Genomic DNA, 23,409 nt, shown 5'->3' with positions numbered 1-23,409 from the left:
CTATCGCTCGTCTTCCAGAATTGCCATGATCGCGATGAGGGCGAGGATGGGCAGGTTCTTGAGCAGCCCACCTAGCGGTAAGAGCCAAAGCACAGGGGCCAAGGCTGTGAAAGCAACTGTGTAAGACAGGACCATCGCAGCTTGTAGACAGGCTACAAGTTTTGGGCGCCACCCTCGAAACAGCGCTGCTGCGATCGCCAGATCGACTAACCCTCCGAGGCGGGCCAGGGCAATTAATAGGCCATCCGGGAGAGTGGCGTTTTGGACCAGCGGCAGGAAACTTTCAGATGGCAAGATAAGTCCCAAGATACCGGATGCCAGCCACAGCACCCCCAGTACGACCCTGACCAGCGGGCGAAAGAGGTAGAGCCGCGCATGCCACAGATCTTGTGTGCCCGCCGGACGTGCGAAAAGGAACTGTGAAAACCCTCGAGGTGTGTCTGGCATGTTCGCAATGGCCGCGTCGGGCTGTGCCACAACACCGCTATTCAGCTGGGCGACAGATGTTGCCGATATTGGTCCCCACTGCATGGCATCGCCCAGCCGTCCAATCATGCGTGCCAAAGCCATCGGCAACGGCAATATAAGTGTTGGACGCAATCCCAGCCACCGGCGCATGGCGGCGATCATATCGCGTTGTGTCACGGTTTCCGGCCCGCCGATCTCGTGTCGCTCTGGGCCTGGAGGCGTGCGCAGCATGTGATCAACAGCCAAAGACAGATCACTGGCATGGACCGGATTAAAGGTTTGTGTGCCGTTTCCGACGACAGGCGTGACAAAAGGCAAAGCTGCAAGGGACCGTGCCAGCGATGAGCCACCATAGGAGGTGTCTGCCAACACCAGACCTGCGCGCAGGATCGTGATGCCATGCGCCTCGGCGGCTTGTTCCCCGCCGCGGCGATAGCGGGCAAAAGCGGTGTCCGCCTCGTCTATTCCTACAGCTGAGATGAGGATGCCGCGGGTGGTTTTCATTGCTGCATAGAGAGCATTTGGGGCATCGACATGCACGGCTTTGTATGTAGCGTCAGAAGCATGCAGCACGCCTGCGGCATTGACCACGTGGGTGACATCTTCAAGCTTGCGACTCCAATAGTCTTGTGTCTGAGCCTCGGCTGAGGTCAGGTCTGCCTTTAGCGTGTTGAACCCCATTCGTGCCAACCGTTCAGGGTGCCGCGCGGAGGCCAGAACATCCCATCCGGCGTCGCGCAGGCCAAAGGCGAGGTGGCGGCCAATGAAGCCATCTGCCCCGAGGACAAGAACCTTTCCGTACGCGTCTGTCACGCGGAGCGGCGCAACGTTGCCGTCATCACGCCCATGCCGATCAGAGCCACGCCACCGCCACGTGTAAGCATGGTGATCACGCTGCCGCGTCCAATAGTTTGGCGCAGCTTGTCCGCGAGCAAAGCATAGGCCAGCGCATTGATTGCAGCGAGGCCCACGAAGGTGGCAATCAGGATGGTGAACTGCGGCAGAAGTGGTTGTTTTACAGACACAAATTGCGGCACGAAGGCAATGAAAAATGCGATGGACTTCGGGTTGAGAGCCGTTACTGCCGCGGCACGCCAAAAGACACCCCGCGCTGGTTTCTCATTGGGTGTCAGGGTTTCAAGATCCGAACTTGGCGCGCTGCGCAAGAGCTTGATCCCAAGGTATATAAGGTAAATTGCGCCAACCCATTTGAGGATGGTGAACAGCGTGGCGGAAGCCAGTACCAAGGCCCCTAATCCTGCCAGTGATGCAGACATTGCCACCAGATCGCCCAGGGCCACACCGGTTGCACTGGCCACGGCGACGCGACGGCCCTGGCTCAGCGCATAGGAGAGGACCAGAAGGATGGTTGGTCCTGGAATGAGCAGAAGCGCGGTTGAGGCGGCCACAAAGGTTAGCCAGAGATCGAGTGGCATTTATGCGTCCTCCCTTGGACATAGTACGCGGCGTGCCACGGCATCCAGCTTGGCTGCGAGTGCAGGATCACGCGCCTCAGGTGCCGTCAGAATGGCGTATTCCAGCGCCCGGTCGCAGCCATGCGGGCATGGGGCGCGCTCTGGTCCAAGCAGGTCGGGCAGGCGTGAGACCATAGTGCGGGCGTTGTCGGCATTACCCATGAGCGTGGCGATGATCTGTGTGACATCTACCTCGCCGTGGTCGGGATGCCAGCTGTCGTAGTCGGTGATCATGGCGACGGAGGCGTAGCAAAGCTCGGCCTCGCGGGCGAGTTTGGCTTCGGGCATGTTGGTCATACCAATGACGTCGCAGCCCCAGCTTTCGCGGTACATTTTTGACTCCGCCAAAGTTGAGAATTGCGGACCTTCCATGGCCAGGTAAGTGCCGCCGCGATGAACCGTGATCCCGGTCTCGCGCGCGGCGGTTTCACAGGCCTCTCCAAGGCGTGGACAGGTTGGGTGTGCGACGCTGACATGCGCAACGAAACCTGCGCTGAAGAACGACTTTTCGCGCGCAAACGTTCGGTCAATAAATTGATCCACAATAACAAAATCACCGGGCGCCATTTTTTCGCGGAATGAACCACAGGCCGAAACACTGATCACATCTGTCACGCCCAGGCGTTTGAGCGCATCTATGTTGGCACGATAAGGAACGGTGCTGGGAGAGTACACATGCCCGCGACCATGGCGGGGCAAGAAGACCATTTTGACGCCGTTCAACATGCCGGTCAGGAATTGATCAGATGGAACGCCCCATGGGCTGTCGACACTAACCCAATCAGCGCCTTCAAGCCCGTCAATGTCATAAATGCCTGAGCCGCCGATCACGGCGATACAGGTTTGTGGCATTTGCTGTCCTCCGCTGCTTGCCGTCACACAAACGCGGCAAGTTGCGGAGATCAAGTCTTAAATCGTCAAGGTGGCCTTAGGCAGCGGCACCCAGAGTGCAGATTTCACGTCCGCCGATGAGCGAGGTCACGACTGTGCCTTCGTCGGTGTTGCGGATGTCATAACCATAGCCGCGCAGGCGGAACTTCCATTCACGCTCGGACAAGGCAAGCTCACGTTCGCGCATAACGAAGTCGCGGATCTCTGTCATATTGGTCGGCATTGTTTTGTTACCCCTAACATTCAATGATGATTCCATGGATAGGAATGGGATGTGGCAACAATCGTGCTGAATATGGGCAGGGTTGGGAATTCTTGAAGGCAAACTTTGCAGCAGGTTACCTCACAAACCAGCTGAAGATAGTGGTGGAACAAACGGCATTCGGTTCTTTTGATGACGCGCGATGAGGCATCTTACCCGTTGGTTCTTCCGCAATACTAAGCGTGCAGGATGTTTCATCATCGGAATCTCACTCGGGCGCGACCGGCCAAACACATTTCCAAATTCTAAAGTGGGTCCTTGGGAGAGCGCGCTTCGAACTTGTGGTCCGAGAAACAGAGTCTCCGACAACGCACCATTGGCCCAGACAAGTTCGTGGGATTTTAAAGCAAAGTGAAAATACTGAACCCCCAGACGAGACTGAACTTTATGCACGCCGGATAGTCCCAAGAGCTTTTTGGCGGGAATGAGAACCTCGTCTTTTCCTGTAACGCGTTGAATTATTTTGGATCCCAAAAGCAAGCAATGTTGCGGCGACACGACAAGGTCACGACAAGGGACACCATCCGCTAAACTGCCAGCCGAAATACAGATGGGCAAAAGGTTTGGTTGGTTCTGAAGATATTGCGAACTCAGGTTTCTGCGACCAATCCAGACAATCCTTTGATAGTGATTGTCCAAGGTCGTAACCCAATCTCCCTTTCGAAGATGTTCTACCGGAACATCGCCATTGGGTGATTTTATGGTAACGCCGGCTGTGAAACATGGGACAAAGGATTGGTCATCGCTGTAGGTCGCACCTGACTGAGACCCAAAGGTTGTAACGCTGTTGATTGTGATTGATTGGATGGCCACATCATCAAAGGCATTGCTTCCAAATCCGGTGTCATCATCAATCATCACGAAAAACAAATCGCCCGTTTCAGTTTGAATGACGCCTCCCAGGCCGTTGTAGTCCGGTTCGCCACTGCCTGGAGCGAAAGTCACGGTCGAGTCGACGTTAAAGAGCGAGTCGTACTGCGTGGTGACAACGCCCGAACCCAAGTCATATGTTATGGTATCAGGAGACGCCGTATCATTACTGTCAATCAGACCATCGCTGTTTGCGTCATTTGCAGTTAACTCAACAATATTCGCTGAGGCTGCATTACCCGCACCATAATATGTTCCTAACAACCCGGAAGTGTCCCCAGGCGTCGCGTTTCCGTCTATCGGGTCAAAATCTGCATAGTTTCCTAGGTAGATCGTGCTCAGGGTAAAAACAGCCACTGCGGTGCTCCGACACTTGCGCTCGCACTGATCGGTTGCCTGCGCTTTCTCGTTCGCAGTTTTCTAAACACCAGAGGTAAAGAAATTGTTCGACTTGGAGGTTTTGACCAATCGCAAAAGTGGAGAGGGTCAAAACCGTTCGGCGCGAAACGGTTTCAGGTCGATGTTGGTTTTGGTGCCTGTCGCGATGTCCGCCACGATCTTTCCTGTCTTTGGTGCCATCATCAGACCATAGTGGCTGTGCCCAAAGGCGGTTATCAGATTTGGGAATCCTTCCAATTCGCCGATGCAAGGCAGACTGTCAGGAAGGCTTGGCCGCTGACCAGACCATGTTGTGTACTCATCGGTATTCAGGTTCGGAGAAAGATGGCGTGCCAACTTAACGAGGCTGTTCAGTCGTTTCTTGTTTTCTGGCGCGTCGAGGCCCGCGAACTCGGCCGTTCCGGCAACGCGCAACCCATCTTCCATCGAAGAAGCTACGAACTTCTTGTCCACATCCAGGATAGAGTTGTTGAGTGTCACGCCGGGCGATGTGAAGGAGACGTGGTAGCCACGTTCAGATTGCAATGGGACGCGCAGCCCCAGAGGTTTCAGCAACTCAGCAGACCAGACGCCCATAGCAAGGACTAGTTTGGGCGTTGTAACTTCACCGGCATTAGTGACATATGTCCAACCGGATTCGTCTGCGGGGCGAATTGCATGCACGGTTGCCTTTTGCACGATGCCACCCTGTTTTCGGAACTTATTGGCCAGGACTCTACCAAGCTGGCCGGGTGATACCGCACGCGCCTGATCCTTGATCAAGATGGCAGCCTGAAAGTCTTGCGACAAGGCTGGCTCCAGAGACTGCAGTTCCGCCGGACCTATACGTTCAACCTCAGCTCCGGCATCGCGTCTCAACATATTGTCGAGGCTGTCTATGCGCGCGGCTCGCGGATCTCGGAAGGCATGCACGTAGTAGCTGTCGCGGATCAGGTTTTCATGCCCTGTTCCGGCGAGGTGATGACGAAAGAGAGTGACGCAATCGCGGTTGAGTGTGTCCATGGCCGAAGACGTTGCGCGGACACGGTCTTCGCGTCCGTGCGACAGAAACCGCAGGGCCCAGCCGACCAATTTCGGCGCGTAGCTGGGTTTGATTGACACTGGCCCGTTCGGGTCCAGCACCCAGCGAGGAATCTGCTTCCAAATCCCAGGCATGGATTGAGGAACGATGGACCATGGCGAAATGACACCAGCATTGCCAAAGGACGTGGCTTGCCCCGGTGCGTCGCGGTCCACCAGATGCACCTTCAGACCGCGTTCGGTGAGAGCCAGTGCCGTGCAAATGCCAACAATTCCGGCCCCTAGGATGGTGACATCAGCCTGCATCTCCTCATGCCGTCGCTGGGTGGTTCTTTCGCTTGATGACCTGGCTGACGATGGCCGGTGATGCGATGATCAGGGCCACAAGATCAGCCTCCAGCGAAGGAGCGATAAAGACCAGCCCGGCAATAGCCATCAGCCAGCGGTATCCAACGCCCATAGGCGCAAGCCAGTAGCCAACGACTGCAGAGGACAGGGCAATCACTCCAAGGATGCAGCTTGTTGCGGTGTAGGTGAACTCCCAGAGGTCAAATCCGGTGGAGGAGACGAACAGCAAAACGGGCGCATAGACAAAGGCCATGGGCGCAACAACCTTGCCCAGTCCAAGCGTGAAAGCCGAGATCCCGGTTCGGAACGGGTTGGAATTGGCGATGGCCGCTGCCGCGTAGGCCGAGGTACAGACCGGCGGCGTGATCTCGGCGACGACGCCGTAGTAGAGGACGAACATGTGGCTGGCGATGGGCGGAATGCCCAGCTGTGCCAGTGCAGGTTGGGCCACGGAAACCAGCATGATGTAGAGGGCCGTCGTCGGAACGCCCGCGCCCATAAGGATACAGGCCAGCGCGATGAAGACGAGGCTGATAAAGAGTGTGAGGTCTTCGACGGTAAAGAGCTGATAGGTCCCGTACTGGAAGAGCCAGATCAGGTCACTTCCAAGATTTGAGGCTGCCTGTGTGACCATAAACCCGATGCGGAAGCCCACGCCGGTGGTATTGATCACCCCGATCACGATTCCCACAGCCGCCGAAGCCGCGCCCACCGCAAGGGCGTATTTAACGCCCGTTTCGAACGTATCGCCCATTTCCTGCAGGGTGGTTCGTTGTTGTGGGTTCAACGTGGCCAATGCGGCGCCTGCAATGAGGATCATCGACATCGAAAGGTCAAAGCCGCCGCCCATGTATTTCCAGATCACGAATGCGATGAAGGCCGCAGCATAGGCTAGGGTTATAGGCTCTTTCAGACGGCTCATACCCGCGATGAGCGCCAGGGAGATGCCGCAGAATGCGGACATGTAAGGCGTGTAGCCCGAGAACAGCACGACCAGCAAACCCACCAGTGGCACAACATTGGCCCAGCCATCGCGCCAGACGGCACCCAGCTGTGGCAAGGCTTCCTTGGCCAACCCTTTGAGGCCCAGTTTGCGCGCCATCAGATGCACCACGGCAAAGACGCCGACATAATGCAGAAGCGCGGGGAAGATCGCGGCAATGACGATTGTGGTGTAGGGCAGTTCGAGGAACTCGGCCATGATGAACGCCGCTGCGCCCATGATGGGGGGTGTGATCTGACCCCCAGCCGATGCGGCCGCCTCTACTCCGCCTGCGAAGTGGCCGGGATAGCCGAGCCTTTTCATATTGGGGATGGTGAGCGCACCGGTGGAAACTGTGTTGGCAACCGAGCTGCCTGAAATGGTTCCGAAGAAGGCCGAGGAAACAACTGACACTTTGGCGGGGCCGCCCGTGTAGCGCCCTGCAAGGATGGTGGCGTTGTCGATGAAAAGCTGTCCAAGCCCTGTGCGCTGGGCGATGACGCCAAAGAGCACAAAATGGAAGACAATCGTCGAGACCACCCAAAGGGTGACGCCAAAGATGCCCTCCTGCGGGAAATACATCGAGCTGACGAAGGTGTTGAATTTGACGCCCGGGTGCTGGAGTAAGCCGGGAAAATAGGGGCCGAGCAGAGCGTAAGAGATAAACACACAGATGATCATTGGTAGGATCCATCCGAGTGTCCGGCGCGCAAGATCGAGGACCAGCACAATCAGGGCGCAACCAAACAGCATGTCATAGCCGTTGGGATTGCCCATTCGGAACGTCATCTCTTCGATGCCCAGCCATTCAATGCCGCGCCAGGCAAGGCCGAGATAAAGCGCCGAGGCAACTCCTAGGATCATAAGAAGTACGTCCAGGAAAGGCACACCTCCCAGACGCAGAGCGCCGGTATTAAGATCAAATGAGGTCTTGGTTTTGACGAGCGGATAGAGGGAATAGGTCAGGATAAAGAGGCCGCAGAGATGCCATCCCATATGCCAGTAATCTGGCGGAAGGGCGAACCCGGCTGTGAGATAATGGTAGACAGCAAAGGTCAGGGCGACATAGCGCAGGAACTTGCCAAAACCCGGCGTGACCGACCGCGTCGCAGCGCCTTCGTCGAATTTCTTTTCAATCTCGGCTAGCTCTTCTTCAGAGAGCTCGCGCACGTCTTCTGTCTGTGGACCACTCATCTCTTGTCCCCCGTTGGTTTTGTTATGTGAGATGAAATCGGGCGGCGCGCGCGGTTCGCCCGCCGCCCAGGTTGTAAGGTCGGAAGAGGTGAGACCTTACTCCAGTAGACCCGCTTCTTTGTAGAACTTCTCGGCGCCGGGGTGCAGGGGCACGCCCAGAGCCGCGATGCCGTCAAGGGCTGTATCGGGCGTGATTTGCTTGCCCTTCGCATGGCCATTGTCGAGCAGCTTGCGGGTGTTGTCGTTCCACATCGCGGCTGTGATGCCATAGACCAGCTCTTCGCTTAGGTCCGAAGACACGACCAGAAGCGCCGACACAGCTGGTGTCTTCACCTCGTAGTCCACACCTTCGTAGACGCCCGCCGGAATGGCCGACGGGATATAGGCTGGGATGATCTCGTTGATTTTGGCGAGGTCTTCGTCCGAGAAGCTGTGAAGCTCCATGCCTTTGGTGGTCGACAGCTGCACCATGGCAGAGACTGGCCAGCCCGCAGCATAGAAGTAGGCGTCAAGCTGGCCGTCAGCGAGGCGTTCGGCCGACTGGCTGTTGTTGAGCTCTGCTTCGTCCATGTTGTCGCGCGTGACACCCCATTCGGCGAGCATCATTTCAACCGCTACTTGGGTACCCGACCCCGCTTGGGCGATGCCGACGCGTTTGCCTTCCAGATCGCTAAGGCTTGAAATAGATGAACCCTTTGGCATCACAAGATGCAGGTCTTCCGGGTAGAGATTCGCCACGATACGCAGCTTTTCATGTGGCTTGCCGTCGAATTTGCCTTCGCCAAGGAACATAGAGCGTGTGACATCAGCCGCGGCCAGACCAGCCTCTAGCTCTCCGTTTTGCACGGCGGTGTTGTTGAAGACTGACGCCGTGGTTGATTGCGCGATGGCAATCAGGCCGGGCACGCCGCATTGTCCGCCTTCGTCGCATGGACGAGAGCCTGGAGGGGCGGAGATGCCGTTGGCGATGGTTCCGCCGATCGGAAAATAGGTCCCGCCAGCACTGCCGGTGCCAATTCTGAAGAAGGTGGGGTCCTGCGCCGCAGCCAGACCTGCGGTCATCAGTGTGGCGACAGCCGCCCCTGTGAGTTTTGCATAAATTCCCATTGCGAAGTCTCCCCGATGGAGCCTGGTCCGACATGGGATGTGCCAGCCAGGCAGTTGTTTTTGACACGTTCATCTTGGGGTGAATCGAAAGATAAAATCAAATTTCAAATATTATGGTTTTTATAGATTTTATTTATATGCTGGTCCCATGAATTTGCAGCAACTCTCTGTCTTTCGAGAAGTGATGAAAACCGGGTCGGTCAGTGCGGCGGCGCGGAATTTACATCGCACACAGCCCGCAGTCAGCGCATCGCTCAAAGCGTTGGAAGCGAGCCTCGGTGTGACGTTGTTTCATCGTGAAGGGCGGCGGCTTTTGCCCGTTCCTGAGGCGCATTACCTATTGTCTGAGGCCACTGAGATCCTTGACCGGCTGGAGATGACAAGCTCGAATTTGGCCGAACTTCGAAACCGGGCGCGTGGGACGATCAAGATCGCGGCCATGCCGGGGACGTCGGCCTATCTTTTGCCAGAGTTTGTCAGCGCCTTTGTCGCACAAAAGACCAATGTCCAGGTCACTTTGGCCACGCGCAGTTCGCCTCAGATCCTTAGCATGATTGCCGCGCAAAGCTTCGATGTCGGATTCTGTGACATCAAGGTCGATGAGGCTCGACGAGATTTGTTTGAGTCTGTGCATATTCAACGCAACTGCGTTGTGGCCCTCAGATATGATCACAGATTGGCCGGTCAGGATCGTATCAATGCTGAGGATCTTGACAATGAACCGATGGGCACTTTGCATGATGGACACCGGGTTTACGAGGACACAGAAAAGGCTTTCGTCCAAGCGGGCTCACGGTTCAATGTACGCGTGCAGGCACAGTTTTTTATGCCGCTCTTTCACTTTATCGAGGCCGGGCAAATCTGTGCCGTAGTAGATGTCATGAGCGCGGAAAGCTACAAGCAGATGCATGGTGACAATGGCACGATCCACTTCGCCGATTTTGATCCCACAGTGGCCTTTGGATATTCCATTGTGACACCGCAACAAAGACCGCCCTCGGTTTTGGCTCAGGAGTTTGTGACACAATGGGAGGCGTTTGTGCGTGAGATTTTAGGTCAAACTTTGTGAAAACCTGCGCCACGGCGCCTCATCAAAGATCAGACATTTCTTTTCTTCAAAGCCGAAAGTAGACTGTCGTTCCTCGGTTCAAAGCCCCGCGTCGGCTTCAATTTCTTTGCGCGACTTACGTTCGCGTTCCGTGGCCGACTTGAGCTGGCCGCAGGCGGCCATGATGTCTTCGCCACGTGGGGTGCGGATGGGGCTGGCGTATCCGGCCTTGTAGATGATGTCGGCAAAGCGTTCGATGCGCAGCCAGTCGCTGCGCGCATGCGGGGCGCCGGGCCACTCATTGAACGGGATCAGGTTGATCTTGGCGGGAATGCCCTTGATCAGTTGCACCAGGCGGCGGGCGTCTTCGTCACTGTCGTTGATGTCCTTGAGCATGACATATTCGAAGGTTATCCGCTCAGAATTCGACGCTTTGGGATAGGCGCGCAAGGCGTCCAAAAGGGTTTCGATGTTCCACTTCTTGTTGATTGGCACGAGTTTGTCTCGCACTTCGTCGGTCGTGGCGTGGAACGACACGGCCAGCATACACCCGATTTCTTCGGCGGTTTTTGCGATCTGAGGGACAACGCCGGAGGTCGAGAGCGTGATGCGGCGGCGCGACAGGGCGATGCCTTCGCCATCCATGGTAATTTTCATCGCGTCGCGGACGTTGTCGAAATTGTAGAGCGGCTCGCCCATGCCCATGAGGACAATGTTGCTGAGAAGGCGCGGGCCGTCGGTGCCAGAGCCGACGCCGGGTTGCGGCCATTCGCCAAGGTCGTCGCGGGCCAGCATAACTTGGCCGACAATCTCACCTGCGGTCAGGTTGCGGACGAGTTTTTGCGTTCCGGTGTGGCAGAAGGAACAGGTGAGGGTGCAACCCACTTGGGACGAGATGCAAAGCGTGCCGCGATCTTCCTCGGGGATGTAGACAGTTTCGACTTCATGACCCCCGGCTATGCGCACAAGGTATTTGCGGGTGCCATCAGCACTGACCTGTTTGTCCACGATTTCGGGCACGGCGATGGTGAACGCCTCATCCAGCTCCGCGCGATATGCTTTGGACAGGTTGGTCATGGCATGAAAATCACGCACGCCCCACTGGTAGATCCACTGCCAGATCTGGTTCACGCGCATCTTGGCCTGCTTTTCCGGTGTGCCGTGCGCGATGAGCGTCTCGCGCAGTGCGTCTCGGGTGAGACCAACAAGATTGGTCGGCCCGTCAGGCAGCTTGCGAGGGATCGTGAGAACGTCCTGAGTGATGGGCGCGGTGTCGGTCATGGGACTGCGTATATTGGGTCAGATGAGGCCGTATATAGGAGTGTTGGCAGGAATCCAAAGGGTTCCTTGTTGCGGTTCGCAAGGGATACGCGGCGTCAGTTTTGCCTGGTCGACGATCCTGGCACCCAAAGGAAAGCCAATGCTATAAGCGCAGGAATGGCCTGAATAAACAGGATCTTTGTGGTGACTGTCAGCGCGCCAAATACGCCGGCAACGGCGACAAACATCAGAAAATATGTTGCCACGTTTTTTTGCCACTTAGCGTCTTTGATGATGAGTGCCCAAGTCAATCCGACTGCGAGAAAAGCGTTGTAGATTCCCTGGTTTGCCGCCAAGGGTATCGTTTGCTCAAAGAGCTCTGCCGGGAAGTCCGAGAAGACTTTTGGACCTCTGCTTGTCCAGGCGAAGATTTCAAACCACGCGATATAATAGTGAAGCAAGGCAATCATTCCGGTGAGGGTCAGGGCCGCCTTTTTCATTCCAAAACTCCTGCAGATTTATTCGAGCCAAGTGAACATCTCAATTTTGCGAGCTGTTCAATCCAGCGCTTTGACTTTCTCGTGACATGGGCAGGTTACCAAATGGTCGTTGACCATGCCAACAGCCTGCATAAAGGCATAGACAATCGTAGGGCCGCAAAACTTGAAGCCACGTTTCTTCAAATCTTTCGAAATTGCGCGGGAGATTACTGTTTCGGTGGGCACGTCTTCAAGTGTGCGCCACTGGTTCTGCAAAGGTGTACCACCCATGTAGGTCCACAGGTATGTATCAAAGCCCGTCTCCGCCTCAATCTCTTGCCAGACACGGGCGTTTGACAGGGTCGCCTCGATCTTGCCCCGGTGGCGGATGATGCCTGGATCCTGCAGCAGGCGCGTGACCTCGGTTTCGCCCCAAGTTGCCAGGATGTTTGGGTCAAACCCTTGAAATGCTGCCCGAAAGTTGTCGCGTTTCTTGAGGATCGTGATCCAGCTCAGCCCGGCCTGAAAGCCGTCGAGGATAAGCTTTTCCCAAAGCGCGCGGCTGTCATATTCGGGCACGCCCCATTCAGTGTCATGATAGGCCTCATAGATGGGGTCCATGCCCACCCAACCGCAGCGATCTGACATGGTGTCTCCAATCTTTTCTTGAAGTGCGCACTATGACTCAAATTTTGCATTTAACAATTCCTTAGCTGCCATTGCGCAAGGTGCGCCGGAGTGGAATTGGGGTCGTCGTTGCGGAGACTGGTATGGGTAAGAAAATTTGGGCAAATATTCCGGCGGGGCACGATAGCCCGATGGCCTATGCGATTTCATCGCGTGATCAGTCGGTCATTCGTATGGTGGATGAAGCCGTGCGGCACAAGCAAGTTACGCTGGCGTATCAGTCAATCGTCCCGGCCGGAGACCAGGCGCGACCGGCCTTTTACGAAGGTCTGATCCGGGTGCTGGACCCCACCGGGCGGATCATTCCCGCGCGGGACTTCATAGGGTCCATCGAGGCCACAGAAACCGGGCGGATCATTGATTGTCTGGCTTTGGAAAAAGGGCTGGCTTGCCTCAGGCGGTTTCCCAGTCTTCGACTGGCGATTAACATGTCGGCGCGCTCCATCGGCTATCCGCGCTGGATGCGGTCGCTCAAACGCGGGATTGCCAAAGATCCGACGGTTGCAGAACGTCTCATTTTGGAAATCACCGAAAGCTCGGCAATGCTCATCCCGGAGCTAGTGGTCAGTTTCATGTCCGACCTGCAACGCAAAGGCATCAGTTTTGCGCTCGATGATTTCGGAGCCGGCTATACGTCGTTCCGGTATTTGCGGGATTTCTATTTCGATATTCTGAAAGTAGATGGCCAATTCATTCGCGGTATTGCGGATGATCCGGACAATCAGGTTCTTACACGCGCGCTTTTGTCCATTGCCGAGCAGTTTGATCTCGTGACCGTGGCGGAAAGTGTCGAGAACCCTCGCGATGCGGTGTATCTCAGCCATATGGGATTTGACTGTCTTCAGGGCTACTACTTTGGGGCGCCCACAATTCATGCGCCGTGGGAAGAAGTTCGGCAAGAGCGCGCCGCTTCGGCCTGACCTGTGACACTACGTACATTGCCGCGCTGCGGCACCTGCGGTAAACCCCGTCGCGAGAGGCGGGGAATCCGGTACGCTAGCGTTTGGTGCTGCAAGGTCTTCCTCGAAATGTGAAACCTAAATTCGTGGAGGACAACATGACAAATGTCGTCATCGCATCCGCGGCTCGGACCGCCGTGGGTTCTTTTTCCGGCTCATTCGCCAATACTCCTGCTCATGATCTGGGGGCTGCCGTTCTGGAAGCTGTCGTTGAGCGGGCTGGCGTGGAAAAGTCGGATGTATCTGAAACTATCCTGGGTCAGGTTCTGACCGCCGCTCAGGGTCAAAACCCTGCGCGTCAGGCGCACGTGAACGCAGGCTTACCCGTGGAATCATCCGCTTGGGGCCTCAACCAGGTTTGTGGCTCGGGTCTTCGGGCTGTGGCACTGGGTGCACAGCATATCCAGTTGGGTGACGCGGATGTCGTCGCAGCCGGTGGTCAAGAGAACATGACCCTCAGCCCTCATGCCGCCGCGCTGCGTGCCGGTCACAAAATGGGCGACCTGAAATACATCGATACCATGATCCGTGATGGTTTGTGGGATGCGTTCAATGGCTACCATATGGGCCAGACCGCAGAAAACGTGGCCGACCAGTGGCAGATCACCCGCGACATGCAAGATGAGTTTGCTGTGGCGTCGCAAAACAAAGCGGAAGCGGCTCAGAAGGCTGGTAAGTTTGCGGATGAAATCGTGCCGTTCACCGTGAAAACCCGCAAGGGTGACATCGTCGTGGACAACGATGAGTACATTCGTCACGGTGCCAACCTTGAGGCGATGGCCAAGATGCGCCCGGCCTTTACCAAAGACGGCTCAGTGACAGCCGCCAATGCTTCGGGTCTGAATGACGGTGCGGCAGCGGTTCTGTTGATGAGCGCGGACAATGCCGAGAAACGCGGTATCGAGCCTTTGGCACGAATTGCCTCCTATGCCACAGCGGGTCTTGACCCGTCGATCATGGGTGTTGGGCCTATTCACGCCAGCCGCAAAGCCTTGGACAAGGCGGGTTGGAGCGTCGACGATCTTGATCTGGTCGAAGCCAACGAAGCCTTTGCCGCACAAGCTTGTGCCGTGAACAAGGACATGGGTTGGGATCCGTCGATTGTGAACGTGAACGGTGGCGCGATCGCCATTGGTCACCCGATTGGCGCCTCAGGCTGTCGTGTTCTGAACACGCTTCTCTTTGAGATGAAGCGCCGCGATGCCAAGAAAGGTCTCGCCACGCTCTGCATCGGCGGTGGCATGGGCGTTGCGCTCTGCGTTGAGCGCCCCTGATCCAAATCAATGACATCCCATCCGGGTCGAGATAGCTCGGCCCGGATCACATATTTTCGGAGGAAGAAACATGTCCCGAACAGCACTCGTCACTGGTGGCAGCCGTGGTATCGGCGAAGCCATCTCAAAACAACTGAAGTCGGAAGGCTACAACGTTGCCGCCACATATGCAGGCAACGATGAGAAGGCCGCTGCCTTTACAGCAGAAACCGGCATCAAAACCTACAAATGGAATGTGGGTGACTATGACGCCAGCAAAGCAGGCATCGAGCAGATTGAGGCCGATCTCGGCCCGATCGACACCGTTGTGGCCAATGCGGGCATCACCCGCGACGCACCGTTCCACCGCATGAGCCCTGAGCAGTGGAAAGAGGTGATCGACACCAACCTCACAGGTGTGTTCAACACGGTTCACCCTGTCTGGCCTGGCATGCGGGAGCGTAAATTTGGCCGTGTGATCGTGATCAGTTCGATCAATGGCCAGAAGGGTCAGTTTGGTCAGGTCAACTATGCTGCTACCAAAGCAGGGGACCTTGGCATCGTGAAGTCGCTGGCGCAGGAAGGCGCGCGGGCAGGTATCACGGCAAATGCTGTTTGCCCCGGCTACATCGGTACAGAAATGGTGATGGCGATTGATGAGAGCATTCGCGAGAAGATCATTGCAGGCATTCCTGCGGGCCGTCTTGGTACGCCCAAAGAAATTGCGCGCTGCGTGAGCTTCCTTGCATCGGAAGACTCCGGCTTTATCAACGGCTCGACCATTTCGGCCAACGGTGCGCAGTTCTTCGTCTAAGACTGCGACATTCAAATTACCAAAGGGCCGGTCATTGCGACCGGCCCTTTGCTTTTTCGCCGATTTGCAACGATCAGGCGGAAGGGGTTTTGTGCATCAGGCGGGCAAAGAAATTGCCGATAACCTGGCTGCGTTCATGATGGGCGGCGCGGTAGGCGTCACGGAGGCGGGCATTTGATGTGATCTCGATCATGGCGGGTGATCCTTCTGTTTAACTTGTCTGTGATGAATATGCGCCTTTGATATGAAGCTTACAAACGAGACTTTTCATTGCTTCAGTTAAGTATTATTTAACTGACATGAGTGATCGATTGCCTCCCTTGACCGCGTTGCGCGCCTTTGATGCTGCCGCGCGACATATGTCTTTTCAAAAAGCTGCGGATGAATTGAACGTGACGCCTGCAGCGCTGTCGTTCCAAATCAAGTCGCTGGAACAGCATCTGGGCGCGCCGTTGTTCCGCCGGCTCAATCGGGCGGTCGCGCTGACGGAAGCAGGAGAAACACTGGCACCTGGGTGTCGGGACGGGTTCACATCACTCGTGGCGGCCTGGACGGCGACGCGACGGTTGCAGGACGTGTCCAGCCTGACGGTGACGGCGGGGCCGGGGTTTACCTCTAAGTGGTTGGCACCACGTCTTTTCGAGTTTGCACAGGCGCATCCCGAAATCGAGTTACGGTTTGCTGCGTCGCTCAAGGCCATGGATTTTGACCGGGATCAGGTCGACGTGGCTATTCGGTTTGGCTATGGGCCGGATACGGATGTTTGGTCCTTGCCCTTGGCCGAAGAATGGGTGACGCCAGTGATGACACCGGTGCTGGCAGCTCAGTTTCCTACGCCTGAGAGTTTAAGAGATGCGGTTCTGATCGTGGATCAGAGCATTGATTTTCTTGATCCGTCCCCCACATGGGCGACATGGTTTCGCAGCGTTGGTATTGAGCCTATCGAAGCGCATGGCCCAAGGTTTTCTCAGACCGATCACGCGGTGGATGCGGCGCTGGCTGGGGTTGGCGTGACCCTTGGGCGACGGGCACTGGTGATCAAGGATCTGATGGATGGCCGTTTGGTGGCCCCCTATAAAGTGGCACTCAGTACCGGTGCACGCTTTCGGTTTCTGTGCCGCAAAGGGTCAGAAGATAAACCTCAGATCCGAGCCTTTCGGGACTGGATGGTAACAGAGATCGACAAAGGAAGACCGACATCTGATCAACTCACAATACTACCACCACCCTGGGACTGAACCTCAGGACTTGATCGGTCTTTCCTCTGAGAATTGAGGGCTAGGACGAGAGTCGTTCTATTTCCTCTTTAAGTCGAAGCTTTTGTTTCTTCATATCCGCGATTTCAAAGTCGTTGGAACCTGGGGCACGCTGTGCGGCTTCTACCTGTTCCGAGAGATTCTGATGTTTTCTTTTCAGCTCGTCGACATGCGAATTCAAAGACATAAATGCCTCTCCTCTCATTTTCTGTAAGCGCGAGTCTGAGTGCATCACAAAAGATGATTCCTGTCACGCTGCATGCGCATAGTGTTCCGACAGGTGAACTTAACAAATCGTATATTTTAGGCTGGAAAGTCTAAAGAAGCTGCATCGCGCAAAATACAAGCTGTTGCTGGAGTGTAGTTTTCCGCGTCAGCCAAATGTTTGTCACCCTCGTGCAATATCCACGGTTGATGAAGTCGAAACTCTGCGTTTCCATTTTTGCGCCCGCGCAAAAGGATCAGCTTGGCTGCACGCCCTGAACGCGGGGCCAGAGGTAGAGCTTCCAGACTGCCCAAGTGCGAGCGAAAGGCGCTTAGCAGGTCTGGCAGGCGTTCGGTTCGGTGAATAAAGGTAACAGTGCCCTTGGGGCAGGTACGTTTGGCCGCAGTGGCGACCCAGTCGGATAAGGGCGTGGAGCCTGCCAGAGCGACCTCACGGCCTATATCGTCAGCAGCGGTGCGACTTGCCTGATCAAAGTAGGGCGGGTTGGCAATGACATGGCTGAACTGTTTGTCCTTGATTTCGGTCGGTGGAGCGGCGATGTCACCCAAGATCACGGTCATGTCGATGCCGTTTTCCGCCGAGTTATGCCTTGCGAGTTCGGCATATTGCGCCTGCAATTCAAGGCCGGTCAGAGTGATCCCAGGTACGCGACGCGCCAGGCACAACCCTGCGACACCAGCCCCGCACCCAAGGTCAAGGATGCTGTCGCCCGCTTGTGCCGGGACACTGGCGGCCAGAAGCACGGGATCTATCCCGGCGCGGTACCCTTGTCGAGGTTGCAGAATTTGAAGTTGGCCGCTCAGAAATGCATCTCGGCTGAGGTCTACGTCGGACTCACTTTGGGTCATCAAGTTCTATGCCGTTGTCGAGCAGCGTGCGGCGCGCGAGGGAGTAGTCGTCATTGGCAACCATCAAACGTCGCGGGAAAATCCCGATCCCACCTTCTAGGACGCTCATGTTTACGTCCATTTCAAAGCAGTTTATATCCTCGCCTTGAAGCAGAGCTTTGGCAAATGCGATGATCGTCGGATCGGTGGTGCTGAGCAGGTGTTTCATGTTCTGGGGATGTAAGGGCTGCTCGCTGTGATGTCGAGCCGGGCGATGGGAGTAACATGGGATTGGATCATACCGCGACCAAGCCGCATGAAGCGTTGGCTGATCATCTGTCAGGAAAACTAGGTGATGTGAATACTCTGATCCGTGAGCGTATGGCGTCCCGTCATGCGCCGCGTATTCCAGAGGTCACAGCGCACTTGGTCGAGGCAGGCGGCAAGCGGCTACGCCCGATGCTGACGTTGGCGACTGCGGATCTGTGTGGGTATGGCGGTGCATATGATGTGCATCTGGCGGCCACGGTTGAATTCATTCACACTGCGACCTTGCTGCACGACGATGTGGTTGACGAGAGCGCACAGCGGCGCGGACGACCCACGGCAAATTTGCTGTGGGACAACAAATCCAGCGTTTTGGTCGGGGACTATCTTTTTGCGCGGTCTTTCCAGTTGATGGTCGAGACCGGATCACTTCGGGTTCTCGACATTCTTTCGAACGCGGCGGCAACGATTGCCGAGGGAGAAGTTTTACAGCTGAGCGCGGCGCGGGATTTGCGGACTGACGAGGCTATTTACCTACAAGTGGTGCGCGGCAAGACGGCTGCGCTTTTCTCGGCTGCGACAGAAGTGGGCGGTGTGATTGCTGAGGTTGACGAGGCAAAGATTAAAGCGCTTTTCGATTATGGTGATGCGCTGGGCATAGCGTTTCAGATCGTCGATGACCTCCTGGATTACCAGGGCGATACCAGCGCCACAGGCAAGAATGTGGGCGATGATTTTCGCGAACGGAAACTGACCCTTCCGGTGATCAAGGCTGTGGCGGCGGCGTCTGAGACGGAGCGTGCATTCTGGGAACGGACGATTGAGAAGGGCGATCAGCGAGACGGTGATCTGGAAGAGGCGCTGCGGTTGTTGCACCATCACGGAACCTTGGGGGCGACGCGTCAAGATGCGCTTAGATGGTCTGGGAAAGCGCGCGATGCGATCCTGACGCTACCAGAACACCCTGTGCGTGATATGCTAAGTGATCTGGCGGATTACGTGGTTGCGCGGATCAACTGAGCCGGGTCGAGCGGATCCACCAATTCGGATAGTTTGACTGAAGCCGCGCAGCGGCGTTTTTGGCCGTCGTGGCATCAGGATAAAGCCCGAAACAAGTAGCGCCTGAGCCCGACATCCGAGAAAGCAAACAATCTTGGGTCGCGTTCAGTGCGTTCAGTGTGGCCGTCACGGCGGGCTCAACAGTAATGGCCGGGACCTCAAGATCGTTGCGCATCTGTCCAAGCCAATCGACGAAAGCAGGTGCATCAAGGTTGGCTGGGATGGCATCCGGCATAGGCGGGTTTTCCTTCATTTCGAGATTTCCAAAAACCGGGCCAGTGGGCAAGGCAACCATAGAGTTTACCAATACTGCGTTGAGCGTTGGTAAGTGATCCAACGGCAAAACGTCTTCCCCGATCCCCCGCATTCGTGCGGCTTTAGCATGCATACAGACAGGAACATCGGCTCCAAGTGACAGGCCGTTGTCTGGCACCGGTGTGCCGGTCATGTCCCTTAGAACACGCAGGATCGTGCCAGCATCGGACGATCCACCCCCAATGCCCGCCGCATTGGGCAAGTGTTTTTCCAGCTCGATCTCTGCGGTGGCCCCGATCAGATTGGCGGCTCGGATCACGAGGTTGCTGTCATCGGTGGGCACACCCTGTGAGAGCGGGCCGCTGATGCGTAGTATCGTCTTGGGGGTCGGTGTGATTCGCAGACGATCCCCCACATCGGCGAATACGACAATCGAGTCGAGCAGGTGATAGCCATCGTCACGGCGGCCTGTGACGTGCAGCGTCAGATTAACTTTGGCAGGCGCAAAGGCTTCAACCGTCATCGGCGACTTCAAGTGGGGGAGCACCTTCTTCTTCGAGCACAATGTCGAGACCGACCTCAAGTTTGCGGCGAATGCGGTCGGCGTCCACATCGGGCGAAGGATTTTCTTCGTCCACGAATGAGAGCGCACGCTTCCACTGAAATTCGGCCTCTGTCTGACGACCGACGGCCCAGAGCACATCGCCCAGGTGGTCGTTGACGACAGGATCCACAGGCATGAGTTCGGCGGCGCGTTCCATATGAACGATGGCTTCGTCGTATTTGCCGAGACGGTAGAGCACCCAGCCCAGGCTATCGACAATGTAGCCGCTGTCGGGCTGGCGCTCTACTGCGCGTTCGATCATGCTGAGCGCTTCGTCCATCTTTATCTGCTTTTCGACCAGTGAGTAGCCGAGATAGTTGAGCACCTGCGGATGATCCGGATTCAGTTCCAGCGCTTTGCGAAAATCAGCTTCGGCCTTTTCCCAGATGTTAAGGCGTTCATGGCTGATGGCGCGGGCGTAGAACACAAACCACTGCTCTGTTCCAGTCTCTTCATAGAGCGAAATGGCTTGGTCGTAAGCGGCCACCGCATCTTCGTACCGTTCATTTTGGCGGTATAGATCGCCTGCCGAAACATGTACCAACGGTAGTTCAGGATGCGTGATCCGGAGTTGTTCAAGCACTTCGATCGCGGCATCGGTTTTTTCTGCCCGGCGCAGCGACTCGGCCCGCCCCATTTCAGCGGCGGTAAAGGACGGGTGATCCCTGGGCACGCTTCTGTACACCTCAGTGGCGAGTTCATAGCGCCCCAGATCTTCCAAAAGCTCGGCCGCCATGAGTACTGAATCGACATGGTCGTTGTTCAAAAACTGCGCCGTACGCGCATAGAGTAACGTGTAATCGCGGCCTGCCTCGCTCAAGAGAATTTGACCCAGCGAATAGAACACCTCGGCCACTCCGTCCTGCGCGTCTGAAACAAGGCTGAACGGCACGGGCAAGCCAGTCTCAAGCTCGGCGCGGAGAGCAGCGATTTGAGGGTCAAGATTGCCTCCGAATGCATCGTCGATCAACGCGATGGCCTCATCATTGCGCTCAAGCTGGCTGAGGACTTCGGCCCAGGCAATGGTGCCACGTCGCGTGCGCTGAAGCGGCTCGTCTTCGCCTCCGGAAAAGATTTGCTCGGCGCTTTCGAAATCGCCAACCGCAGCAAGGGCCAGTGCCTTGTGATAGCTGGCAAAGCTGCGCAGGCCGCGTTGACCGGCCACTTGGTCAAACCGGGCCAGCGCCGACACCATGTCACCGCGTCCCATTTCAACCCAGGCTGCAATCAAGCCATCGGCAAGTGCGCTCACACCGCGCTGGGTCTCAATGCGTTCAAGAACTTCGTCGTATCGCTCGTTTTGGACGGCATCGGCAATGAGCGCGATAAAGGCCACCTGACTGCGCAACCCTTCCTCGTCAATGCGTTTGGCGACAGGTACGGCACTTTCAATGTTCCCAAGAGCCATGAAAGAAAAGACGGTGCTCTCCATGATGGCCGGATTTGACGTGTCTTTGGTCAGAGCTTGGGTGAAATATTGCGCTGCCGTGTCGAAGTCATGGCTCACGATGGCCTGGCGCGCGGCCAGATAGGCGCCGACATCCTCAGAAGCCTGCGCCGACACGGCACTCGCCTGGAATAACGCGACCAGCGCGCCTGCTGTCAGAAGTCTCAAGATCAGGGCTCCCTGCCTGTGGTGCTCGTTTATTGATGGCAAAGTAGTGTTTGCGATGTCTCAAAGCAATGAGGGCGGCCAATTCGCCGCCCTCGAAACGATGATTTTTCTGAAATTGTTACATATTGGGATAATTCGGTCCATCTCCGCCCTGTGGCGTGACCCAGTTGATATTCTGGCTGGGGTCTTTTATGTCACAGGTTTTGCAGTGCACGCAGTTTTGGAAGTTGATGACAAACTCCGGCCCGCTGTCCTTTTCAACGACCTCGTAAACACCCGCAGGGCAGTAGCGCTGCGCTGGTTCAGCGAATTTGGGAAGGTTCACGGAAATCGGTATTGCACTGTCCTTGAGATGCAGGTGCGCAGGCTGGCTCTCTTCGTGGTTGGTCATTGAATAGCTGACATTGGTCAGGCGATCAAAGCTGAGCGTACCATCGGGTTTGGGATAGTCGATGGGTTTGTGATTGGCGGCTGGCTCGGTGGCGTCCGCATCAGATTTGCCGTGGCCAATCGTGCCAAAGAACGAAAAGCCCAGCGTGTTGGTCCACATATCCAGGCCGCCCAGGGTGAGTGATGCGGAAAGACCGTATTTGGACCAGAGGGGTTTGACGTTCCGGACCTTCTTGAGATCTTTGCCGATAGCCCCTTCGCGCACTTCGGTTTCATAGGCTGACAACTCATCGCTGGCGCGGCCTGCTTCCAAAGCGGCGTGTGCGGCTTCTGCCGCGGCTTTGCCCGAAAGCATGGCGTTGTGGTTGCCCTTGATGCGCGGCACGTTGACCATGCCCACCGAACAGCCCAGGAGCGCCACGCCAGGCGCAACCATCTTGGGCATCGACTGATACCCACCTTCCGAGATGGCGCGCGCGCCGTAAGCCACACGTTTGCCGCTTTTGAGCAGGTCAGCCACCATCGGGTGATGCTTGAAGCGCTGGAATTCCATGTAGGGGAAAAGATGTGGGTTTTTGTAGTTTAGGTGAACCACAAAACCTACGTAAACCTGATTATTTTCAAGATGGTAGATGAAAGACCCGCCACCGGCGTTCTTTCCCAGAGGCCACCCCATTGTATGGGTGACAGAGCCTTCTTTGTGCTTGTCCGGGTCGATTTCCCAGATCTCTTTCATGCCGATGCCGAATTTCTGCGGTTCTTTGCCTTTGGCCAGGTCGTATTTGGCAATGACCTCTTTCGAAAGCGAGCCGCGCACGCCTTCGGAGAGAAAGACATATTTGCCGTGCAGTTCCATGCCCGGCTCATAGCTTGGACCCGGAGTGCCATCGGCCTCTTTGCCAAATTCACCCGCGACGACGCCTTTGACCTCGCCATTTTCGCCATAGACGATTTCGGAGCAGGCCATGCCGGGGAAAATCTCGATGCCCATCGCCTCTGCCTGTTCGGCCATCCAGCGGCAGACATTGCCCATGGACACGATGTAGTTGCCGTGATTGTTCATCAGAGGCGGCATAGGGAAGTTGGGAATGCGCATCTTGCCTGCTTCACCCAGCATGAAGAAGTTGTCTTCTTTGACCGGCGTATTGAGGGGCGCGCCTTTTTCTTTCCAATCAGGGATGAGCGCGTCAAGGCCGCATGGATCAAGCACGGCACCCGACAGGATGTGTGCACCCACTTCCGAGCCTTTTTCCAAAACCACGACCTCGCGGTTCGGGTCGAGTTGTTTGAGGCGGATCGCAGCGCTCAGGCCTGCTGGTCCCGCGCCGACGATCACAACGTCGTATTCCATGGCTTCCCGTTCGACTTGCGCCATTTTTCCCACTCCATGTCAG

General features: G+C 56.3%; 23 protein-coding genes. 6 read left to right on the top strand and 17 right to left on the bottom strand.

Going from position 1 to position 23,409, the window contains the following annotated elements:
* The 8 genes from RZ517_RS16795 to RZ517_RS16760 all read right to left on the bottom strand — a co-directional run bounded on the left by RZ517_RS16795 (position 1) and on the right by RZ517_RS16760 (position 9,016).
* Complete coding sequence (locus RZ517_RS16795; protein ID WP_338549275.1) at positions 1 to 1,281, bottom strand: DoxX-like family protein; 1,281 nt, start codon at positions 1,279 to 1,281, stop codon at positions 1 to 3.
* Positions 1,278 to 1,904: a LysE family translocator gene (locus RZ517_RS16790; protein WP_338549274.1), complete on the bottom strand. Its 627-nt coding sequence runs from the start codon at positions 1,902 to 1,904 to the stop codon at positions 1,278 to 1,280. The genes RZ517_RS16795 and RZ517_RS16790 overlap by 4 nt, the downstream gene beginning before the upstream one ends.
* Positions 1,905 to 2,795, bottom strand: coding sequence for an S-methyl-5'-thioadenosine phosphorylase (locus tag RZ517_RS16785; protein WP_338549273.1), 891 nt, complete (start codon positions 2,793 to 2,795; stop codon positions 1,905 to 1,907).
* Positions 2,796 to 2,871: 76 nt separating this feature from the next.
* Positions 2,872 to 3,057 (bottom strand): hypothetical protein, encoded by a 186-nt coding sequence (locus tag RZ517_RS16780; protein ID WP_338549272.1) that lies wholly within the window; start codon positions 3,055 to 3,057, stop codon positions 2,872 to 2,874.
* Between the two features lie 120 nt (positions 3,058 to 3,177).
* Positions 3,178 to 4,323: a Hint domain-containing protein gene (locus RZ517_RS16775; RefSeq protein ID WP_338549271.1), complete on the bottom strand. Its 1,146-nt coding sequence runs from the start codon at positions 4,321 to 4,323 to the stop codon at positions 3,178 to 3,180.
* Positions 4,324 to 4,452: 129 nt separating this feature from the next.
* On the bottom strand, positions 4,453 to 5,691 hold the full coding sequence (locus RZ517_RS16770) for an NAD(P)/FAD-dependent oxidoreductase (protein WP_338549270.1): 1,239 nt from the start codon (positions 5,689 to 5,691) through the stop codon (positions 4,453 to 4,455).
* A gap of 4 nt (positions 5,692 to 5,695) precedes the next feature.
* Positions 5,696 to 7,909, bottom strand: a complete 2,214-nt coding sequence (locus RZ517_RS16765; protein WP_338549269.1) for a TRAP transporter permease — start codon at positions 7,907 to 7,909, stop codon at positions 5,696 to 5,698.
* A 96-nt stretch (positions 7,910 to 8,005) separates the two neighbouring features.
* Positions 8,006 to 9,016 (bottom strand): TAXI family TRAP transporter solute-binding subunit, encoded by a 1,011-nt coding sequence (locus tag RZ517_RS16760; protein ID WP_338549268.1) that lies wholly within the window; start codon positions 9,014 to 9,016, stop codon positions 8,006 to 8,008.
* Positions 9,017 to 9,164: 148 nt separating this feature from the next.
* On the opposite strand from RZ517_RS16760, the gene RZ517_RS16755 reads away from it, so the two are divergent.
* Positions 9,165 to 10,085 carry a LysR family transcriptional regulator gene (locus RZ517_RS16755; protein ID WP_338549267.1) on the top strand — a complete coding sequence of 307 codons (921 nt, stop codon included), beginning with the start codon at positions 9,165 to 9,167 and terminating at the stop codon, positions 10,083 to 10,085.
* Positions 10,086 to 10,163: 78 nt separating this feature from the next.
* Here the strand turns inward: RZ517_RS16755 and rlmN are convergent, their stop codons facing one another.
* The 3 genes from rlmN to RZ517_RS16740 form a co-directional block, all read right to left on the bottom strand.
* Positions 10,164 to 11,345: a 23S rRNA (adenine(2503)-C(2))-methyltransferase RlmN gene (gene rlmN, locus RZ517_RS16750; protein ID WP_338549266.1), complete on the bottom strand. Its 1,182-nt coding sequence runs from the start codon at positions 11,343 to 11,345 to the stop codon at positions 10,164 to 10,166.
* A gap of 95 nt (positions 11,346 to 11,440) precedes the next feature.
* The gene (locus RZ517_RS16745; RefSeq protein WP_338549265.1) at positions 11,441 to 11,824 is read right to left on the bottom strand and encodes a DUF1304 domain-containing protein; all 384 of its coding nucleotides are present in this window, start codon (positions 11,822 to 11,824) and stop codon (positions 11,441 to 11,443) included.
* A 57-nt stretch (positions 11,825 to 11,881) separates the two neighbouring features.
* Positions 11,882 to 12,451, bottom strand: coding sequence for a DNA-3-methyladenine glycosylase I (locus RZ517_RS16740; protein WP_338549264.1), 570 nt, complete (start codon positions 12,449 to 12,451; stop codon positions 11,882 to 11,884).
* A 122-nt stretch (positions 12,452 to 12,573) separates the two neighbouring features.
* Between RZ517_RS16740 and RZ517_RS16735 the strand changes: the two genes are divergently transcribed.
* From RZ517_RS16735 to RZ517_RS16720, 4 genes are all read left to right on the top strand, one after another.
* Positions 12,574 to 13,410: an EAL domain-containing protein gene (locus RZ517_RS16735; protein ID WP_338549263.1), complete on the top strand. Its 837-nt coding sequence runs from the start codon at positions 12,574 to 12,576 to the stop codon at positions 13,408 to 13,410.
* Positions 13,411 to 13,547: 137 nt separating this feature from the next.
* Positions 13,548 to 14,723 (top strand): acetyl-CoA C-acetyltransferase, encoded by a 1,176-nt coding sequence (locus tag RZ517_RS16730; protein WP_338549262.1) that lies wholly within the window; start codon positions 13,548 to 13,550, stop codon positions 14,721 to 14,723.
* A 70-nt stretch (positions 14,724 to 14,793) separates the two neighbouring features.
* Positions 14,794 to 15,516, top strand: a complete 723-nt coding sequence (gene phbB, locus RZ517_RS16725; RefSeq protein ID WP_338549261.1) for an acetoacetyl-CoA reductase — start codon at positions 14,794 to 14,796, stop codon at positions 15,514 to 15,516.
* A gap of 299 nt (positions 15,517 to 15,815) precedes the next feature.
* Positions 15,816 to 16,754 (top strand): transcriptional regulator GcvA, encoded by a 939-nt coding sequence (locus RZ517_RS16720; protein WP_338549260.1) that lies wholly within the window; start codon positions 15,816 to 15,818, stop codon positions 16,752 to 16,754.
* A 40-nt stretch (positions 16,755 to 16,794) separates the two neighbouring features.
* Here the strand turns inward: RZ517_RS16720 and RZ517_RS16715 are convergent, their stop codons facing one another.
* From RZ517_RS16715 to RZ517_RS16705, 3 genes are all read right to left on the bottom strand, one after another.
* Positions 16,795 to 16,959, bottom strand: a complete 165-nt coding sequence (locus tag RZ517_RS16715) for a YdcH family protein (RefSeq protein ID WP_317056817.1) — start codon at positions 16,957 to 16,959, stop codon at positions 16,795 to 16,797.
* A 116-nt stretch (positions 16,960 to 17,075) separates the two neighbouring features.
* Positions 17,076 to 17,846, bottom strand: a complete 771-nt coding sequence (locus tag RZ517_RS16710) for a tRNA1(Val) (adenine(37)-N6)-methyltransferase (RefSeq protein WP_338549259.1) — start codon at positions 17,844 to 17,846, stop codon at positions 17,076 to 17,078.
* Positions 17,833 to 18,054 (bottom strand): DUF2007 domain-containing protein, encoded by a 222-nt coding sequence (locus RZ517_RS16705; RefSeq protein ID WP_338549258.1) that lies wholly within the window; start codon positions 18,052 to 18,054, stop codon positions 17,833 to 17,835. The genes RZ517_RS16710 and RZ517_RS16705 overlap by 14 nt, the downstream gene beginning before the upstream one ends.
* A gap of 56 nt (positions 18,055 to 18,110) precedes the next feature.
* Between RZ517_RS16705 and RZ517_RS16700 the strand changes: the two genes are divergently transcribed.
* Complete coding sequence (locus RZ517_RS16700; protein WP_338549257.1) at positions 18,111 to 19,112, top strand: polyprenyl synthetase family protein; 1,002 nt, start codon at positions 18,111 to 18,113, stop codon at positions 19,110 to 19,112.
* Here RZ517_RS16700 and RZ517_RS16695 read toward each other — a convergent pair.
* The 3 genes from RZ517_RS16695 to RZ517_RS16685 form a co-directional block, all read right to left on the bottom strand.
* A complete protein-coding gene (locus RZ517_RS16695) occupies positions 19,105 to 19,941 on the bottom strand; it encodes a 4-(cytidine 5'-diphospho)-2-C-methyl-D-erythritol kinase (protein WP_338549256.1) in 837 nt (278 codons plus the stop codon). The two genes, RZ517_RS16700 and RZ517_RS16695, sit on opposite strands and share 8 nt — an antisense overlap.
* Positions 19,919 to 21,625: a tetratricopeptide repeat protein gene (locus tag RZ517_RS16690; RefSeq protein ID WP_338549255.1), complete on the bottom strand. Its 1,707-nt coding sequence runs from the start codon at positions 21,623 to 21,625 to the stop codon at positions 19,919 to 19,921. Before RZ517_RS16690 ends, RZ517_RS16695 begins: the two co-directional genes overlap by 23 nt.
* 118 nt (positions 21,626 to 21,743) lie before the next feature.
* Complete coding sequence (locus RZ517_RS16685) at positions 21,744 to 23,390, bottom strand: electron transfer flavoprotein-ubiquinone oxidoreductase (RefSeq protein ID WP_338549254.1); 1,647 nt, start codon at positions 23,388 to 23,390, stop codon at positions 21,744 to 21,746.
* Positions 23,391 to 23,409: the final 19 nt, after the last annotated feature.

This window comes from Roseovarius sp. S88 (assembly GCF_037023735.1).
GTDB classification, from domain to species: Bacteria; Pseudomonadota; Alphaproteobacteria; order Rhodobacterales; family Rhodobacteraceae; genus Roseovarius; species Roseovarius phycicola.
This window is presented reverse-complemented; position numbering and strand designations above follow the sequence as displayed.

Bases quoted from the DNA above. Each gene is read 5' to 3' on its own strand.
- RZ517_RS16720 (WP_338549260.1), top strand. From the start codon at position 15,816: ATGAGTGATCGATTGCCTCCCTTGACCGCGTTGCGCGCCTTTGATGCT.
- RZ517_RS16765 (WP_338549269.1), bottom strand. From the start codon at position 7,909: ATGAGTGGTCCACAGACAGAAGACGTGCGCGAGCTCTCTGAAGAAGAG.
- RZ517_RS16780 (WP_338549272.1), bottom strand. From the start codon at position 3,057: ATGCCGACCAATATGACAGAGATCCGCGACTTCGTTATGCGCGAACGT.
- RZ517_RS16705 (WP_338549258.1), bottom strand. From the start codon at position 18,054: ATGAAACACCTGCTCAGCACCACCGATCCGACGATCATCGCATTTGCC.
- RZ517_RS16740 (WP_338549264.1), bottom strand. From the start codon at position 12,451: ATGTCAGATCGCTGCGGTTGGGTGGGCATGGACCCCATCTATGAGGCC.
- RZ517_RS16760 (WP_338549268.1), bottom strand. From the start codon at position 9,016: ATGGGAATTTATGCAAAACTCACAGGGGCGGCTGTCGCCACACTGATG.
- RZ517_RS16755 (WP_338549267.1), top strand. From the start codon at position 9,165: ATGAATTTGCAGCAACTCTCTGTCTTTCGAGAAGTGATGAAAACCGGG.
- rlmN (WP_338549266.1), bottom strand. From the start codon at position 11,345: ATGACCGACACCGCGCCCATCACTCAGGACGTTCTCACGATCCCTCGC.
- RZ517_RS16685 (WP_338549254.1), bottom strand. From the start codon at position 23,390: ATGGCGCAAGTCGAACGGGAAGCCATGGAATACGACGTTGTGATCGTC.
- RZ517_RS16745 (WP_338549265.1), bottom strand. From the start codon at position 11,824: ATGAAAAAGGCGGCCCTGACCCTCACCGGAATGATTGCCTTGCTTCAC.
- RZ517_RS16730 (WP_338549262.1), top strand. From the start codon at position 13,548: ATGACAAATGTCGTCATCGCATCCGCGGCTCGGACCGCCGTGGGTTCT.
- phbB (WP_338549261.1), top strand. From the start codon at position 14,794: ATGTCCCGAACAGCACTCGTCACTGGTGGCAGCCGTGGTATCGGCGAA.
- RZ517_RS16770 (WP_338549270.1), bottom strand. From the start codon at position 5,691: ATGCAGGCTGATGTCACCATCCTAGGGGCCGGAATTGTTGGCATTTGC.
- RZ517_RS16700 (WP_338549257.1), top strand. From the start codon at position 18,111: ATGGGATTGGATCATACCGCGACCAAGCCGCATGAAGCGTTGGCTGAT.
- RZ517_RS16790 (WP_338549274.1), bottom strand. From the start codon at position 1,904: ATGCCACTCGATCTCTGGCTAACCTTTGTGGCCGCCTCAACCGCGCTT.
- RZ517_RS16715 (WP_317056817.1), bottom strand. From the start codon at position 16,959: ATGTCTTTGAATTCGCATGTCGACGAGCTGAAAAGAAAACATCAGAAT.
- RZ517_RS16735 (WP_338549263.1), top strand. From the start codon at position 12,574: ATGGGTAAGAAAATTTGGGCAAATATTCCGGCGGGGCACGATAGCCCG.
- RZ517_RS16785 (WP_338549273.1), bottom strand. From the start codon at position 2,795: ATGCCACAAACCTGTATCGCCGTGATCGGCGGCTCAGGCATTTATGAC.
- RZ517_RS16710 (WP_338549259.1), bottom strand. From the start codon at position 17,846: ATGACCCAAAGTGAGTCCGACGTAGACCTCAGCCGAGATGCATTTCTG.